The organism is Paraburkholderia sp. BR14374, assembly GCF_040948685.1.
Lineage (GTDB): Bacteria > Pseudomonadota > Gammaproteobacteria > Burkholderiales > Burkholderiaceae > Paraburkholderia > Paraburkholderia youngii.
On record NZ_JBFPKF010000003.1, the window covers coordinates 133,678 to 149,260 of the forward strand.

At 64.0% G+C, this 15,583-nt stretch carries 13 protein-coding genes; 3 read left to right on the plus strand and 10 right to left on the minus strand.

Going from position 1 to position 15,583, the window contains the following annotated elements; genetic code table 11:
• Positions 1–117 precede the first annotated feature (117 nt).
• The 3 genes from AB3X86_RS07750 to AB3X86_RS07760 all read right to left on the minus strand — a co-directional run bounded on the left by AB3X86_RS07750 (position 118) and on the right by AB3X86_RS07760 (position 2,296).
• On the minus strand, positions 118–564 hold the full coding sequence (locus AB3X86_RS07750; protein WP_176107232.1) for a GatB/YqeY domain-containing protein: 447 nt from the start codon (positions 562–564) through the stop codon (positions 118–120).
• 233 nt (positions 565–797) lie between these two features.
• On the minus strand, positions 798–1,010 hold the full coding sequence (gene rpsU / locus AB3X86_RS07755) for a 30S ribosomal protein S21 (RefSeq protein ID WP_008919901.1): 213 nt from the start codon (positions 1,008–1,010) through the stop codon (positions 798–800).
• Between the two features lie 68 nt (positions 1,011–1,078).
• Positions 1,079–2,296 (minus strand): NAD(P)/FAD-dependent oxidoreductase, encoded by a 1,218-nt coding sequence (locus AB3X86_RS07760; RefSeq protein WP_368595515.1) that lies wholly within the window; start codon positions 2,294–2,296, stop codon positions 1,079–1,081.
• A 145-nt stretch (positions 2,297–2,441) separates the two neighbouring features.
• Between AB3X86_RS07760 and tsaD the strand changes: the two genes are divergently transcribed.
• A complete protein-coding gene (tsaD, locus tag AB3X86_RS07765) occupies positions 2,442–3,470 on the plus strand; it encodes a tRNA (adenosine(37)-N6)-threonylcarbamoyltransferase complex transferase subunit TsaD (RefSeq protein ID WP_176107230.1) in 1,029 nt (342 codons plus the stop codon).
• Between the two features lie 97 nt (positions 3,471–3,567).
• Here the strand turns inward: tsaD and folE2 are convergent, their stop codons facing one another.
• The 4 genes from folE2 to AB3X86_RS07785 all read right to left on the minus strand — a co-directional run bounded on the left by folE2 (position 3,568) and on the right by AB3X86_RS07785 (position 7,801).
• The gene (folE2, locus tag AB3X86_RS07770; RefSeq protein ID WP_368595516.1) at positions 3,568–4,374 is read right to left on the minus strand and encodes a GTP cyclohydrolase FolE2; all 807 of its coding nucleotides are present in this window, start codon (positions 4,372–4,374) and stop codon (positions 3,568–3,570) included.
• 245 nt (positions 4,375–4,619) lie between these two features.
• Positions 4,620–6,527 carry a 1-deoxy-D-xylulose-5-phosphate synthase gene (dxs, locus tag AB3X86_RS07775; protein WP_176123306.1) on the minus strand — a complete coding sequence of 636 codons (1,908 nt, stop codon included), beginning with the start codon at positions 6,525–6,527 and terminating at the stop codon, positions 4,620–4,622.
• A gap of 87 nt (positions 6,528–6,614) precedes the next feature.
• Positions 6,615–7,496: a polyprenyl synthetase family protein gene (locus AB3X86_RS07780; protein ID WP_176378916.1), complete on the minus strand. Its 882-nt coding sequence runs from the start codon at positions 7,494–7,496 to the stop codon at positions 6,615–6,617.
• Positions 7,493–7,801, minus strand: coding sequence for an exodeoxyribonuclease VII small subunit (locus AB3X86_RS07785; RefSeq protein ID WP_368595517.1), 309 nt, complete (start codon positions 7,799–7,801; stop codon positions 7,493–7,495). Before AB3X86_RS07785 ends, AB3X86_RS07780 begins: the two co-directional genes overlap by 4 nt.
• Before the next feature lie 320 nt (positions 7,802–8,121).
• Here AB3X86_RS07785 and AB3X86_RS07790 point away from each other — a divergent pair, with 320 nt between their 5' ends.
• A complete protein-coding gene (locus tag AB3X86_RS07790; protein ID WP_368595518.1) occupies positions 8,122–9,228 on the plus strand; it encodes an aromatic ring-hydroxylating dioxygenase subunit alpha in 1,107 nt (368 codons plus the stop codon).
• A 150-nt stretch (positions 9,229–9,378) separates the two neighbouring features.
• Positions 9,379–10,248 carry a sulfurtransferase gene (locus tag AB3X86_RS07795; protein WP_368595519.1) on the plus strand — a complete coding sequence of 290 codons (870 nt, stop codon included), beginning with the start codon at positions 9,379–9,381 and terminating at the stop codon, positions 10,246–10,248.
• Positions 10,249–10,356: 108 nt separating this feature from the next.
• Here the strand turns inward: AB3X86_RS07795 and AB3X86_RS07800 are convergent, their stop codons facing one another.
• The 3 genes from AB3X86_RS07800 to polA all read right to left on the minus strand — a co-directional run bounded on the left by AB3X86_RS07800 (position 10,357) and on the right by polA (position 15,583).
• The gene (locus AB3X86_RS07800; RefSeq protein WP_368595520.1) at positions 10,357–11,229 is read right to left on the minus strand and encodes a dienelactone hydrolase family protein; all 873 of its coding nucleotides are present in this window, start codon (positions 11,227–11,229) and stop codon (positions 10,357–10,359) included.
• Positions 11,230–11,328: 99 nt separating this feature from the next.
• Positions 11,329–12,684, minus strand: a complete 1,356-nt coding sequence (locus AB3X86_RS07805; protein ID WP_368595521.1) for an NAD(P)/FAD-dependent oxidoreductase — start codon at positions 12,682–12,684, stop codon at positions 11,329–11,331.
• Between the two features lie 157 nt (positions 12,685–12,841).
• Entirely contained in the window at positions 12,842–15,583 is a 2,742-nt protein-coding gene (polA, locus tag AB3X86_RS07810) for a DNA polymerase I (protein WP_368595522.1), read from the minus strand.

Below are 15,583 nucleotides of genomic sequence, written 5' to 3' on the forward strand. Positions count from 1 at the left end.
AGTAATTAACGCTGCGTGGAAAGCTTCAAAATCCAAGCCCGGAGTCCGGGCCCGACACCGCGACCGGGCCCCGCGCCCCGTCTTTACAAGGCGCGCGACCCGGACAAATCGACAGGGTTACTTCGCGAGCGCGGCTTTGACCTGCGCGGAGACGGCGGTCATGTCGGCGCGGCCGGCCAGCTTCGGCTTCAGCACGCCCATCACTTTGCCCATGTCCTGCGGGCCGGCAGCACCGGTTTGCGCGACCGCCGCCTGCACTTCGGCAACGATTTCCGCTTCGGACATCTGCTCAGGCATATAGGCGGAAAGAATGGCCAGCTCAGCCTTTTCTTTGTCAGCAAGATCCGTGCGTCCGGCGGCCTCGAACTGGCTGATCGAATCCTTGCGCTGCTTGATCATCTTGTCGACCACGGCGGTTATGCCGGCATCGTCGAGCGTGACCCGCTCATCGACTTCACGCTGCTTGACCGCGGCGAGCAGCAGGCGGATCGTGCCGAGACGCTCGGTCTCGCGCGCCCGCATGGCAGCTTTCATATCGTCGTTGATCCGGTCCTTGAGACTCATCACTCACCTGAATTGCGTTGAAAAGTTGAAAAACCGGCCGGTCAATGGCGGCGATACCGCCGCATCAGCACGAAAACCCGCTTGGGACTTCTTCCTCAAGCGGGTTGGCGCAATATGCGTAGTGGATGCGACCCTGCCGGCTGGCCCGATGGGCCGGGTTTGCCGTGATGGCACTGTGGTGCCGCCATCGGCTGCGATGCTGCCGCGCTGCGTACAGCGGGGCAACGCCAGAATCAGTAGAGCTTTTTTGGCAGCATCTGGCCACGCAGACGCTTGAAATGACGCTTCACCGCCGCCGCTTTCTTGCGCTTGCGTTCGGCTGTGGGTTTCTCGTAAAACTCGCGAGCGCGAAGTTCCGTCAGTAAGCCGTTTTTCTCCATGGTGCGCTTGAAACGGCGCATGGCGACTTCGAACGGCTCATTGTCTTTTACGCGGATGGTCGTCATTTTTCAATAACGGAACTTTGTAAAGGTTCAGGAGTATAGCAGAGCTTTCTCACAAAGCCATTGCGCCGTCAAGCCCCCCGGGCATATTCGGCGGCCGCCTCCCCCGCCGCGACACCCGACGCCCACGCCCACTGGAAGTTGTAGCCGCCGAGCCAGCCGGTCACGTCGACCGCCTCGCCGATGAAGTAGAGACCCGGCACCCGAGCGCTCATCATCGTCGTCGATGACAAACCGCGCGTATCGACGCCGCCGCGCGTCACTTCGGCCTTGCGATAACCCTCGGTTCCGTTCGGCGTGAGCGTCCAGCGCGACAGCGCCTCACCGATGCGGCGCAGCGACTTGTCCGGCAGATCGGCGACGCGGGCCTCGGCCGCCACCTGATGAGTGTCGAGCCACACGTGCGCGAGCCGTTGCGGCACCCATTCCGATAGCAGATTGGCGATCTGCCGCTTCGAGCCGTTTTTCGCGTCGATGAGCGCGGCCGCGGCGTCGCGCTCCGGCAGCAGATTGATGTGAATCGGCTCGCCGGGCTGCCAGAAGCTCGATATCTGCAGCACCCCCGGGCCCGACAGGCCGCGGTGCGTGAGCAGCAGATCTTCGGTGAACTCGGCGCCGGTCTTCTTGTTGCCAGTCGATAGCTGGACTTCGAGCGACACACCCGACAGCGCCGCAAACGGCTCCCAGTCGGCCGGCGCGAAGGTCAGCGGCACCAGCGCGGGGCGCGTGTCGATCAGCTTATGGCCGAACTGCTTGGCGATGCGGTATGCGAAATCGGTCGCGCCGATCTTCGGGATCGACAGACCGCCCGTCGCGATCACGAGCGCACGGGCGGCGATCGTGCCCGCCGTCGTGCCGAGCACGAACCGCCCTTCGGCGTCCTGGCGAACTTCTTCGACCGATAGCGGCGTGCGCCATGCAACGCCACCGGCGTCGCACTCGTTTTTAAGCACGTCGATGACCGCGTCGCTCGACTGATCGCAAAACAGCTGGCCCTTGTGCTTCTCATGCCACGTCACGCGATGTTGCTTGAGCAGCGCCATGAAGTCGCGCGGCGTATAGCGTGCCAGCGCCGAGCGGCAAAAATGCGGATTCGCCGACAGATAATTGGCCGGCCCCGCATACAGATTCGTGAAGTTGCAGCGGCCACCGCCGGAAATGCGGATTTTTTCCGCAAGACGCTGCGAGTGGTCGATCAGCGCCACCCGCCGCCCGAGTTGACCGGCAACGGCCGCGCACATCATGCCGGCCGCGCCCGCGCCGATCACCGCGATATCGAAGGATTCCATGGGGCCGCATTGTACCTGCCGGGCCCACGCGCCCGTGCCCGTGCGCTGCCGGCCGCCAGCGGCCGCTGGTCCGCGCTGGTATACTTTCAGGCTTACCTTTTACTTTCGGACGCGCATTGTGCGCGCCCGTCTCAAGCGATTCATCATGCTCGTTCTCGGCATCGAAAGCTCCTGCGACGAAACCGGTCTCGCGCTCTACGACACGGAGCGCGGGCTGCTCGCGCACGCGCTGCATTCGCAGATTGCGATGCATCGCGAGTACGGCGGCGTCGTGCCGGAGCTTGCATCGCGCGACCACATCCGCCGTGCGCTGCCGCTGCTCGAAGAGGTGATGGAGCGCGCCAGCGTCGCGCGCGGCGACATCGACGCGATCGCCTACACACAAGGCCCTGGGCTCGCGGGCGCGCTGCTGGTCGGCGCGAGCGTCGCCAATTCGCTGGCGATGGCGTGGAACAAGCCGACCGTCGGCATTCACCATCTCGAAGGGCATTTGCTGTCGCCGCTGCTCGTTGATGAGCCGCCGCCGTTTCCGTTCGTCGCGCTGCTGGTGTCGGGCGGCCATACGCAACTGATGCGCGTGACGGATGTCGGCGTCTACGAGACTCTCGGCGAAACGCTCGACGACGCCGCCGGCGAAGCCTTCGACAAAACCGCCAAGCTGCTGGGCCTCGGCTATCCGGGCGGCCCGGAAGTCTCGCGCATGGCCGAGTTCGGCACCCCCGGCGCAGTCGTGCTGCCGCGCCCGATGCTGCATTCCGGCGACCTTGATTTCAGCTTCAGCGGCCTGAAGACCGCCGTGCTCACGCACGCAAACCGGCTGGGCGGCGCGAACATTTGCGAACAGGCCAAGGCCGATCTCGCGCGCGGTTTCGTCGATGCCGCCGTCGAAGTGCTGGCCGCGAAATCGCTCGCGGCGCTCAAGCGCACGAAGCTGAACCGGCTGGTGGTGGCGGGCGGCGTCGGCGCGAACCGGCAGTTGCGCGAAGCGCTGTCGGCCGCCGCGCAGAAGCGCAATTTTTACGTGCACTATCCCGACCTGTCGCTATGCACGGACAATGGGGCGATGATCGCGCTGGCCGGCGCGCTGCGTCTGCAACGCTGGCCCGAACAGGCCGTCAACGACTATGCGTTCACCGTGAAGCCGCGGTGGGATCTGACGTCGCTCGCGCACTGAACGGGCACCGCAAGACGATAAAAAGCCGCTTTAAAAGCGGCTTTTTTATAGGTTCAATGCTTTTGCAACGAAACGGCGTGGACCGACGCAGAACGTATCAGGCGAGGCGCTTGTCCTGCTCGATCACCGCATAAGCGCTGTGATTGTGAATCGACTCGAAGTTCTCGGCTTCGAGCACATACGCGACGATGCGCTCGTCGGCATTCAGACGCTTGGCAACGTCGCGCACGAGGTCTTCGACGAACTTCGGATTTTCGTACGCGCGCTCGGTAACGAACTTCTCGTCCGGACGCTTGAGCAGACCCCACAGTTCGCACGACGCTTCTTCCTCGGCGATGCGGATCAACTCTTCGATAGCGACGTCGCCGATCAGCTCGGCATCGATCGTCACGTGCGAGCGCTGGTTGTGCGCGCCGTACTGCGAGATTTTCTTCGAGCACGGGCACAGGCTCGTGACCGGCACCAGCACCTTCAGAAACAGCCGCGTCGCGCCATGGCGGGTCTCGCCGGTCAGCGTAACTTCATAGTCGAGCAGGCTCTGCACGCCCGACACCGGCGCGGTCTTGTTCACGAAGTACGGGAATGACACTTCGATGCGGCCCGCCTCGGCCTCGAGCTTATCGAGCATGGCCGCGAGCATCGTGCGGAACGTGGCCGGTTCGAGCGGCGCCTTGTTCTCTTCGAGCAACGCGACGAAGCGCGACATGTGCGTGCCCTTCTGCTCGGCCGGCAGATGCACGTCGAGATTCCACGTGCCGACCGTCGGCTGCACTTCATCGGCTTGTGTGCGAACCGTCAACGGATGACGCACGCCCTTCACGCCGACCCGCTGGATCGGAATCTGGCGCATGTCGGGGGTGCTTTGCACGTCGGGCATCACGAAGGCGGGATTCATCTGATTCATTCTTTTGTCCTTTCTGGAAAGCGCCGGGCTGCGTCCAGGTCTCGCTGCATCGGCGACGATCGCGCAGCGAGCTCGAAGCGCCCAGCGGCCGTGCAGATCAGCGCGCGCAACGGCGAACGCCGGCTGCCGCCGGCGTTGGGTGACGGGCCGCAGGACCCGTCGGTTCAAACTGGAGATTGCCGAAACCGCCGTCGCATGACGGCGGCATGAGTCGTACCCACGGCGGCACGACAGGCGACAGCGCTTTAAGCGACGCGCTTCACCGACGACTGACCGCCGACCGCGCCGCTTGCGAGGAAGCGTTCGCGGATCGACCGGGCAATACCCGCGGCGTCGAGACCGCACGCGGCGAGCAGCTTGGCCGGGTCCCCGTGATCGATGAACCGATCGGGGAGGCCCAATTGTAGTACGGGGCGCATAACCCCACTTGCGAGCAGGGCTTCGACGCAGGCCGAACCCGCGCCACCCATGATGCAGCCTTCCTCGACGGTGACGATCGCGTCGTGCGTCTCGGCCAGCTTGCGCACGAGTTCGGTGTCGAGCGGCTTCACGAAGCGCATGTTCGCCACGGTGGCGTCGAATTGCTCGGCCGCCGCGAGCGACGGCGCGACCATCGTGCCGAACGCGAGAATCGCGATGCGCTTGCCGGCCGGCGCCGACGTCTCGCGACGCACTTCGCCCTTGCCGAGCGGCAACGCGGCCATCTGCTTGACGGTCGCGACACCGGTACCCGCGCCGCGCGGGTAGCGCACAGCGGTCGGATGCGACTGCTGCAACGCGGTGTACAGCATCTGACGGCACTCGTTTTCGTCCGACGGCGCCATCACGGTCATGTTCGGGATACAACGCATGAACGCGAGGTCGTACGCGCCCGCATGCGTCGCGCCGTCCGCACCGACGAGACCCGCGCGATCGATGGCGAACACCACCGGCAGGTTTTGCAGCGCGATGTCGTGAATCAACTGGTCATACGCGCGTTGCAGGAAGGTCGAATAGATCGCGACGACCGGCTTCATGCCGTCCGCGGCGAGGCCGCCCGCGAACGTCACCGCGTGCTGCTCGGCGATGCCGACGTCGAAGTAACGATCCGGGAAGCGCTTTTCGAACTCGACCATGCCCGAGCCTTCACGCATCGCCGGTGTAATGCCGACCACGCGCGAGTCGAGCTCGGCCGCATCGCACAGCCATTCGCCGAACACCTGCGTGTAGGTCTTCTTCGACGGCGTCGCGGCCGGCTTGATGCCCTCGGCCGGATTGAACTTGCCCGGGCCGTGGTAAAGCACCGGATCGGCCTCGGCTAGCTTGTAGCCCTGGCCTTTCTTCGTGACCACGTGCAGGAACTGCGGCCCGCGCAGTTCCTTGATGTTTTGCAGCGTCGGAATCAGCGAATCGAGATCGTGACCGTCGATCGGCCCGATGTAGTTGAAGCCGAACTCCTCGAACAGCGTGGCCGGCACGATCATGCCCTTCGCGTGCTCCTCGAGCTTGCGCGCGAGATCGAGCACCGGCGGCGCGACGCGCAGCACGCGCTCGACGCCCGCGCGCGCGGCCGCATAGAAGCGCCCCGACATCAGACGCGCGAGATGGCGATTGAGCGCGCCGACCGGCGGCGAGATCGACATGTCGTTGTCGTTGAGGATCACGAGCAGCGGCACGTCGTCTTCGACGCCCGCGTTGTTCATGGCCTCGAAGGCCATGCCAGCCGTCATCGCGCCGTCGCCGATCACGGCGATGCCCATGCGGTTGTCGCCCTGCAGCTTGCTCGCGATCGCCATGCCGAGCGCGGCCGAAATCGACGTGCTCGAGTGTGCGGTGCCGAAGGTGTCGTATTCCGATTCGTCGCGTTTCGGGAAACCCGAGATGCCGCCCAACTGACGCAGCGTGTGCATCTGGTCGCGACGACCGGTCAGGATCTTGTGCGGATAGGTCTGATGGCCTACGTCCCAGACGATCCGGTCGTGCGGCGTATCGAACACATAATGCAGCGCGATGGTCAACTCGACCGTGCCGAGGTTGGACGAGAGATGGCCGCCCGTCTGCGATACGCTGTCGAGCACAAAGGCGCGCAACTCGTCGGCAAGCGGCTGCAATTGACGGCGATCGAGGCGGCGCAGGGCTGCCGGGTCGTCGATGGTTTTCAGCAAGTCGTACATCGTCGTTCCATTGTAGGAAAACTTACGCGCCCGCACTTCATACATGCACCCCGGGGATGGAGGGTGCGCGGCGGCGGGCTTTCGCGTTCAGCTGACCCGGTTCACCACCAGGTCGGCCAGTTCGGCAAGACGCTGTGCGCGAGCGCCGAACGGTGCAAGCGCGGCGTGAGCGTCGCTGCGCAGTTGCGCCGCGAGCGCGCGCGACGCGTCGAGCCCGATAATCGACACGTAGGTCGGCTTGCCGTCCTTCGCGTCCTTGCCGGCGGTCTTGCCGAGCGTTGCAGAGTCGGTCGTGACGTCGAGAATGTCGTCGACGACCTGAAACGCGAGACCGACCGCGGCGGCGTAGGCGTCGAGCGAAGCCAGAGCCTGCGCGTCCGGCGTCTCGCCGGCCAGTGCGCCCATGCGCACGGCCGCGCGCAGCAGCGCGCCGGTCTTCATGCGATGCATGGTCTCGAGTTGCGGGCGGGTCAGCGTGTGGCCGACGCTCGCCAGATCGATGGCCTGGCCGCCGCACATGCCGATTGAGCCGCTGGCGAGCGCGAGTTCGCGCACGAGCGAGGCCTGCTGCGGCTGGCCCAATACGTCGGACGTGAGCACGACGAATGCCTGCGATTGCAAAGCGTCGCCGACCAAAAGCGCGGTCGCTTCGTCATACTTGACGTGGACCGTCGGCTTGCCGCGGCGCAGTTCGTCGTCGTCCATGCAGGGCATGTCGTCGTGCACGAGCGAGTAGACGTGGATCATTTCCAGGGCCGCCGCCGCCGCATCGAGGCATTCGGCGCGCGCGCCGGTCAGCTCGCCGGCCGCGTGGCACAGGAGCGGCCGCACCCGCTTGCCGCCACCGAGCACCGCATAGCGCATCGCCTCGTGCAGTTTGGCGGGTTCGGTCGTCTCGGCCGGCAGATAGTGTTCCAGAGCCGTTTCGACGCGTTCGAGCACCGAGCGCGTCCATTGTTCGAATGTCATAGGTCGTCCCCGCTCTCAGTCGCGGCTGTGCCTGCGGTATTCATGGGCAGAGGCTTGAGGGTCTCGCCATCGAGAACCCGCACCTGCTGCTCGACCTTTTCGAGCTGCTGTTGACAGAATGCGACAAGTGCCGCCCCGCGACGGTACGCGGCCAGCGATTCCTCGAGGCTCAGGCTGCCGCCTTCCATCCGTGCGACGAGCTCTTCCAGCTCCGTCTGCGCTGCCTCGTAATTCTCCGGCAGCGGCGCGCTATTGCCGCTTTCGGCTGGCGCGGCGGCGGAATCGTTCGATGCGGTCTTCGCCATGAATAGTCGCAAAATTAAAACAAGTCGGACATTCTACGGCAAAAGCGACATTTTCGATCCGCTCGAAGGCCCGCGCCCCGCCTAGCGACGTTGTTTCGAGCCTGTCCGACGCCCACCTTTGCCCCGCTTTGACCCTGAAGTCTCGCAGAAAAAAAGCTCGAGGTCTGCGGCAAAAATGCCGAACTTTCTTGACATTTTTAACCCAAATCAGGGACTTAAGTGGCCCTCTCACAGGGAAACGGGTATAATCGCGGGCTCCCTAAATCGAATCTTCGATGGTTGGGTTGTTCACTGCTTTCACGTCTTCATCGGGAGTGGGAATGTCCAATCTGAGCAATGCATTGCAGTTGCGGTCTGTTCACAGCCAGCTGCCAGTCACGGCTTACTTTGACGAAGCGCTTCTTACGCGCGAAATCGACACCCTTTTCAAGAAAGGTCCTCGCTACATCGGCCACGATCTCATGGTGCCCGAAGCGGGGGATTATTTTGCCTTGCCCAGCGAACGCGAGGGGCGCGTACTCGTCCGTAACCAGCAGTCGCAAGTCGAGTTGCTGTCGAATGTGTGCCGCCACCGGCAAGCCATCATGCTCAACGGCCGCGGGCAGACGCAGAACATCGTCTGTCCGCTGCATCGCTGGACGTACGACCTGAAGGGCGAGCTGCTCGGCGCGCCCCATTTCGCCGACAACCCGTGCCTGAATCTCGGCGCCACGCCGCTGCAGAACTGGCAGGGTCTGCTGTTCGAGGCGCAAGGTCGCAACGTCGCGAAAGATCTCGCACGCCTCGGCACCAGGCGCCACTTCGACTTCTCGGGCTTTATGTTCGATCACGTGGAAGTCCACGAGTGCAACTACAACTGGAAGACCTTCATCGAGGTCTATCTGGAGGACTATCACGTCGCGCCGTTCCATCCGGGCCTCGGCAGCTTCGTCAACTGCGATGATCTGACGTGGGAGTTCGGCGACTGGTACAGCGTGCAGACGGTCGGCGTGCACAAGGCGCTCGAGCAACCGGGAAGCCCGACGTATCGCAAGTGGCACGACCAAGTGCTGCGCTTTCGCGACGGCAATCCGCCCGAGTTCGGCGCGATCTGGATGGTGTACTACCCGGGCATCATGATCGAGTGGTATCCGCACGTGCTGGTGGTGTCGTGGCTGATTCCGCGCGGTCCGCAGAAGACCACCAACGTGGTGGAGTTTTATTACCCCGAGGAAATCGCGCTGTTCGAGCGCGACTTCGTCGAAGCCGAGCGCGCCGCCTATATGGAGACGGCCCGCGAAGACGACGAGATCGCCGAGCGCATGGACGCCGGCCGTCTCGCGCTGATGGAGCGAGGCGAATCGCAGGTCGGTCCGTATCAGAGCCCGATGGAAGACGGCATGCAGCACTTCCACGAGTTTCTGCGACGCGAACTCGGCACGATCTGATCCGCGCCGCGTGGCGCATCGATCGACTCAAGGAAAGACGGGCTTCGACCCGTCTTTTTTTGTTTAGACTAACAACATAGACCGGCGATTGCGCCAGCCGTGTGAACGACGCGGCCCGCAGCCGCCATCGCCCGTATCGAGGAGACGCTCATGCCCCACACTCATTACACCACCCTGATCTCAGCGACCAATCTTGCCGAGCTGCTCACGGCCGCGCCGGGCAGCGTGTTCGTGATCGACTGCCGGTTCGACCTCGCCGATACCGACGCGGGGGAGAAAGCCTGGCTGGCCGGCCATCTGCCGGGCGCGCACTATCTGCATCTCGATCGCGATCTGTCCGGGCCCAAGAACGGCTCGAATGGCCGGCATCCGCTGCCCGATCGCGCGCGGCTCGTCGAAACGCTCGAGTCGCGAGGACTGAAGCAAGGTCAACAGGTCGTCGCATACGACGCGCAAGGCGGCATGTACGCGGCGCGCGTCTGGTGGCTGTTGCGCTGGCTCGGCCACGACGCGGTCGCGCTGCTCGACGGCGGGCTGCAGGCATGGCAAGCGGCCGGCCAACCGCTGACTCAGGCCGTGCCCGCGCAGAACACCGGCGACTTCAAGGCGGCCGCGCCGCTCGCGGTGACCATCGATAGCCAGGCGGTCGAGCGCAACCTCGTCTCGAAGGAGCGAGTCGTCGTTGATGCGCGCGCGCCTGATCGCTATCGCGGCGAAAACGAGACGCTCGACCGCGTCGGCGGCCATATTCCGGGCGCGCTGAACCGCTTCTTCAAGGACAACCTGACCGCCGACGGCCGCTTCAAGCCGGCGCACACGCTGCGCGAGGAATTCCATGCGCTGCTCGGCGACACGTCGCCGGAGCACGTGGTGCTGCAATGCGGTTCGGGCGTGACCGCGTGCGTGAATTCGCTCGCGATGGAGGTTGCCGGCCTGCATGGCTCAGCCCTGTACCCGGGCTCGTGGAGCGAGTGGAGTTCCGATCCAAAACGGCCGGTGGCGACCGGGGCGAACCCCTGAGCACTTGCCCCGGCGAGTCGTAATCAGACAAAAAGGCCGTTGCCGCCTTGAAGCGGCAACGGCCTTTTTCATCGGATTTATCGCTAGCCAAACAAACACATGAGGATTTCAAGCAACTCCATGTTGCTTGAACCACACGAGCGTGCGACGCCAGCCATCCTCGGCATCGGCCTTCTTGTAGCTTGGACGGTAATCTGCGAAAAACGCGTGACCCGCGTCGTCATAAACGACGAACTGCGAGCCACGTCCCGCCTGCGGCCCTTGCGCGATCGCCTGCTTCATCTGTTCGAGCGTGTCCTGCGGAATGCTTTGATCCTGGCGCCCATACAAGCCGAGTACGGGCGCATGCAAGTCGGCGACGAGATCGAGCGGATTGGCCGGCGTCATCGCATTCTTCGCGCCGGTCACGCGACCATACCAGGCAACGCCCGCCTTCACGCGCGGATTGTGCTCCGCATACAGCCACGAGATGCGCCCGCCCCAGCAGAAGCCGTTGACGGCGAGCCGGTTCAGGTCGCCGCCGTTCTCGCCGGCCCACGCGGCGGCCGCGTCGAGGTCGGCCAGCACCTGCTCGTCGGGCACTTTGCTGACCAACTGCTCGTTGAGTTGCTGCATGCTCGGGTAAGCGGTCGGGTCGCCCTCGCGCTCGTACAGGTTCGGCGCGATCGCCAGATAGCCCTGCTTCGCGAAGCGCCGGCACACGTCGGCGATATGCTCGTGGACGCCGAAGATTTCATGCACGACGAGGATCACCGGCAGATGCGTCTTGCCCTTCGGCTGCGCGCGATAGGCCGGTATCAGCGTACCGCCCGAATGGAACGCCACTTCCCCTGCTTCGAGGCCGTCGCTGTCGGTATGGATGGTCTGCGCCGAGACGGGCAGCACCGCTGCCGCGAAACCAGTGCCGAGCGCCGCCTTCATGAAGGTGCGCCGATCGAAGGGAACGTGCGGAATCAGACAATCAACTTCAGGCTTCAGCATGGGGCGCTCCTCGAAGAATTGTTAGAGGCAACAGGATACGCCTTGCGCGCATCCCGTTGCAGATTCAACTGAGGAGATTGTCCGCACGCGCCGATGCAGTCAGTGCAGCTTGACGCGCGGCAGCGTGGTACGGCGCAACCAATGCGCAAAGGTGTCCAGCACCATGCGCGGATAGCCGTGCAGCGCCGCGATATGCAGCCGGTACAGCGACATGTACATGAAGCGCGCGAACAGCCCTTCGATCAGCATATTGCCGCCGATCACCCCGCCCATCAGATTGCCGACCGCGCTGAAGTGCCCGAGCGAGACCAGCGAGCCGAAGTCGCGATAAGTGAACTCCGGTAGCGGCCTGTTCTCGAGGCGCGCCGCCAGTCCCTTCATCAGAAAGCTCGCCTGCTGATGCGCGGCCTGCGCGCGCGGTGGTACGTTGCGCTCGTTGCCCGGCCACTCGCAGGCCGCGCAGTCGCCGAGCGCGAAGATGTTGTCGTCGATCTCGGTTTGCAGCGTACGGCGCACGATCAGCTGACCGAGCCGGTTGACCGGCAAGCCGTCGAGTTGAGTGAGCACCGCCGGCGCCTTGATGCCCGCCGCCCACACGGTCAGATCGGCTCGCACCGTGTGACCGCTGGCGGTGCGGATGTAGCCCGGCGCAACCTCGGCCACGGTCTCGCCGATCATCAGCTTCACGCCGAGCTTGGTCAGCAGTTCGGCGGTGGCCGTGGAAACGCGTTCCTGCAACGCGGGCAAAATGCGCGGCCCCGCCTCGATCAGCACGATGCCGACGTCATGCCGCGGATCGAGCTTGTGCAAGCCATACGCGGACAACACCTGGGCGGTATTGCGCAATTCCGCCGATAACTCGACCCCCGTCGCGCCGCCGCCGACGATCGCCACCTGAATGCGCGGCTCGCTGGACGTCCACGTGCCGGGTCCCGGTCGCGACTCGACGGGCTCGTGCGCGTGATGTTCGGCGCGCATGCACGCCGCGATCAGGCGTTTGCGGAAACGCTCCGCCTCGCTAACCGTATCCAGTGCAATCGAGAATTCGGCCGCTCCCTTGACGCCGAAGAAGGCCGTGGTACTGCCGATCGCGATGACCAGCGTGTCGTACTCGAGCACGCGTTCGGGCAGCAGTTCAGCGCCGTCGTCGTCGAGCACGGTGCCGAGCGTAATGCGCCGGTTCGCGCGGTCGAGTGCGGTCAGATCGCCTTGCTGGAACTCGAAGCCATGCCAGCGCGCCTGCGCCGCGTACGGGAGCTCCTGGGTGAACGGGTCCATGCTGCCCGCTGCCACCTCGTGCAGCAGCGGCTTCCAGATATGCGTCGGAAAGCGATCGACCAGCGTGACCTGGGCCTGCGCGCTGCGCCCTTTCTTGCCGGCCGCATAGCGATCGCCAAGACGCGTTGCCAGTTCCAGTCCTCCCGCACCTCCGCCAACGACGATAAATCGATGCATTGCACTTCTCCGTGTAGCCGATGAATTATCTGTCGCGACGCGGCGCATGAATGCGCCGTCGTGAATCGATTGTCCTCGACCCGGCTGGGAAGTCACAAGTGGCCAATACTCATGTGTGACATGCGCACGACGTTATCGTGCGGGTGTCACGGGCATGTCAATGCGCCTCCTCCCAGTTCAGCCCCGCGCCGACTTCGGCGACCAGCGGCACCTTCAGCGCGGCGACGCCGCACATTAGTTCTGGCAGACGCTTGCGGACTTCGGACAACTCGGCGTCGGGCACTTCGAGAATCAGTTCGTCGTGCACCTGCATGATCATGCGCGTGCCGATCTTCGAGTCTTCGATCCAGTTCTGCACGGCGATCATCGACATCTTGATCAGGTCGGCAGCGGTGCCCTGCATCGGCGCGTTGATCGCGGCCCGCTCCGCGGCCTGGCGGCGCGGACCGTTGCCGCCGTTGATCTCGGGCAGCCACAGACGGCGGCCGAACACCGTTTCGACGTAGCCCTTCGCCTTCGCGCTCAAGCGCGTCTCGTCCATATAGCGAGCGACACCGGGATAGCGCGCGAAATAGCGGTCGATATACATCTTCGCCGCATCGCGCGTGATGCCGAGATTCGACGCGAGGCCGAACGCGCTCATGCCGTAGATGAGACCAAAGTTGATGACCTTCGCGACGCGCCGCTGATCGCTCGACACTTCGAGCGGCGTCACGTTGAAGATTTCCGATGCCGTGGCGCGGTGAATGTCTTCGCCCTGCGAGAACGCGCGCATCAGCGATTCGTCGCCGGAGATGTGCGCCATGATGCGCAATTCGATTTGCGAGTAATCGGCGGATACGAGCTTGTGACCCGGCGGCGCGATGAACGCTTCGCGGATGCGCCGGCCTTCGCCGGTACGCACCGGAATGTTCTGGAGGTTCGGATCGTTCGACGCGAGCCGCCCCGTCACCGCGACGGCCTGCGCGTAGTTCGTATGCACCCGGCCGGTTTGCGGATTGACCATGCGCGGCAGCTTGTCGGTATAGGTCGACTTCAGCTTCGACAAGCCGCGATGTTCGAGCAGGATCTTCGGCAGCGGGTAGTCTTCGGCGAGCTTCTGCAGCACTTCTTCGTCGGTGGACGGCGAGCCGCTCGGCGTCTTCTTGATGACCGGCAGTTCGAGCTTCTCGAAGAAAATCTGCCCGATCTGCTTCGGCGAGCCGAGGTTGAATTCACCGCCGGCCAGTTCGTATGCCTTGCCTTCGAGCTCGATCAGACGCGTGGCGATCTCGCTGCTCTGCTGACGCAGCTTCTCCGCGTCGATCAGCACGCCGGTGCGCTCCATCTTGCGCAGCACGCGCGAAGTCGGTACTTCGATCTCGCGATACACGTGATCGAGCGACTTCTCCGCGGCGATTTGCGGATACAAGGCCTGATGCAAACGCAGCGTGATGTCTGCGTCTTCGGCCGCATATTCGGCGGCTTTGTCGAGCGCGACTTCGTCGAAGCCGATCTGCTGCGCGCCCTTGCCCGCAACCTCTTCATACTTGATCGTCTTCACGCCGAGATGACGCAGCGCGAGGCTGTCCATGTCGTGCGTGCGATGCGATTCGAGCACGTACGATTCGAGCAGCGTGTCATGCTCGACGCCGCGCATTTCGATGCCGTAATTCGCGAGCACCTGTTCGTCGTACTTCAGATGCTGGCCGACCTTCTTGTGGTCCGCGCTTTCGAGCCACGGCTTGAGCTTCGCGAGCACTTCGTCGAGCGGCAGCTGCACCGGCGCGTCGGGGCCGCGATGCGCGAGCGGCACATACGCGGCGCGGCCCGCTTCGACCGACAGCGACAAGCCGACGATCCGCGCAATCATCGGGTCGAGCGACGTGGTTTCGGAATCGAACGAAGTCATCTCGGCCGCATTGATCTTGTCCAGCCACGCGTCGAGCTGCTCCCATGTTTGCACGGTCTCGTAGTGGCGCTCGTGATCGACGGACAACGCGGGCGGCACGTCGGTTTCCGGACCTTCGACCGCGTCGGCAATCTCGACTTCGCGCAGCCACGTCTTGAAGCCGTGGCGCGTGAACAAATCTCGCAACTCTTCGCGCGACTCGGGAAGGCTCGGCAAGCTTTCTTCGATCGACACGATGTGCCCGGTCAGATCGCAATGACGCTCGACTGTGACGAGCTTGCGCGCCATCGGCAAGAAGTCCAACGCGCGGCGCAGATTATCGCCGACCGCGCCCTTGATCTCGCTCGCATGCTCGACGATGCCATCCAGCGACTCATACTGCGTCAGCCATTTGACCGCGGTTTTCGGACCGCATTTCTCGACGCCCGGCACGTTGTCGACGGTATCGCCGATCAGCGACAGATAGTCGATGATGCGCTCCGGCGGCACACCGAACTTCGCGACCACGCCGTCGCGGTCGAGCGTTTCGTTGGTCATCGTATTGACGAGCGTGACGCGGTTCGACACGAGCTGCGCGAGGTCTTTATCACCGGTCGACACGACCACGTTCATGCCGAGCTTTTCCGCCTCGGTGCACAGCGTGCCGATCACGTCGTCCGCTTCGACGCGATCGATCATCAGGAGCGGCCAGCCGAGCGCGCGCACCGCGACGTGAATCGGCTCGATCTGACGGGCAAGATCTTCCGGCATCGATGGACGGTTCGCCTTGTACTCCGGATACCAGTCGTCGCGAAACGTTTTGCCCTTGGCGTCGAACACGCACGCGCTATACTCTGCTGTGACTTCCTTGCGCATGCGCCGCAGCATGTTGATCATCCCGTAGAGCGCACCCGTCGGGCCACCCTCGGGGCCGCGTAGATCAGGCATCGCATGGTAGGCCCGGTACAGATAACTCGAACCGTCGACCAACAGCAGGGTCTTACCTTCAAGGCTTCGTTCTTCAGGCAT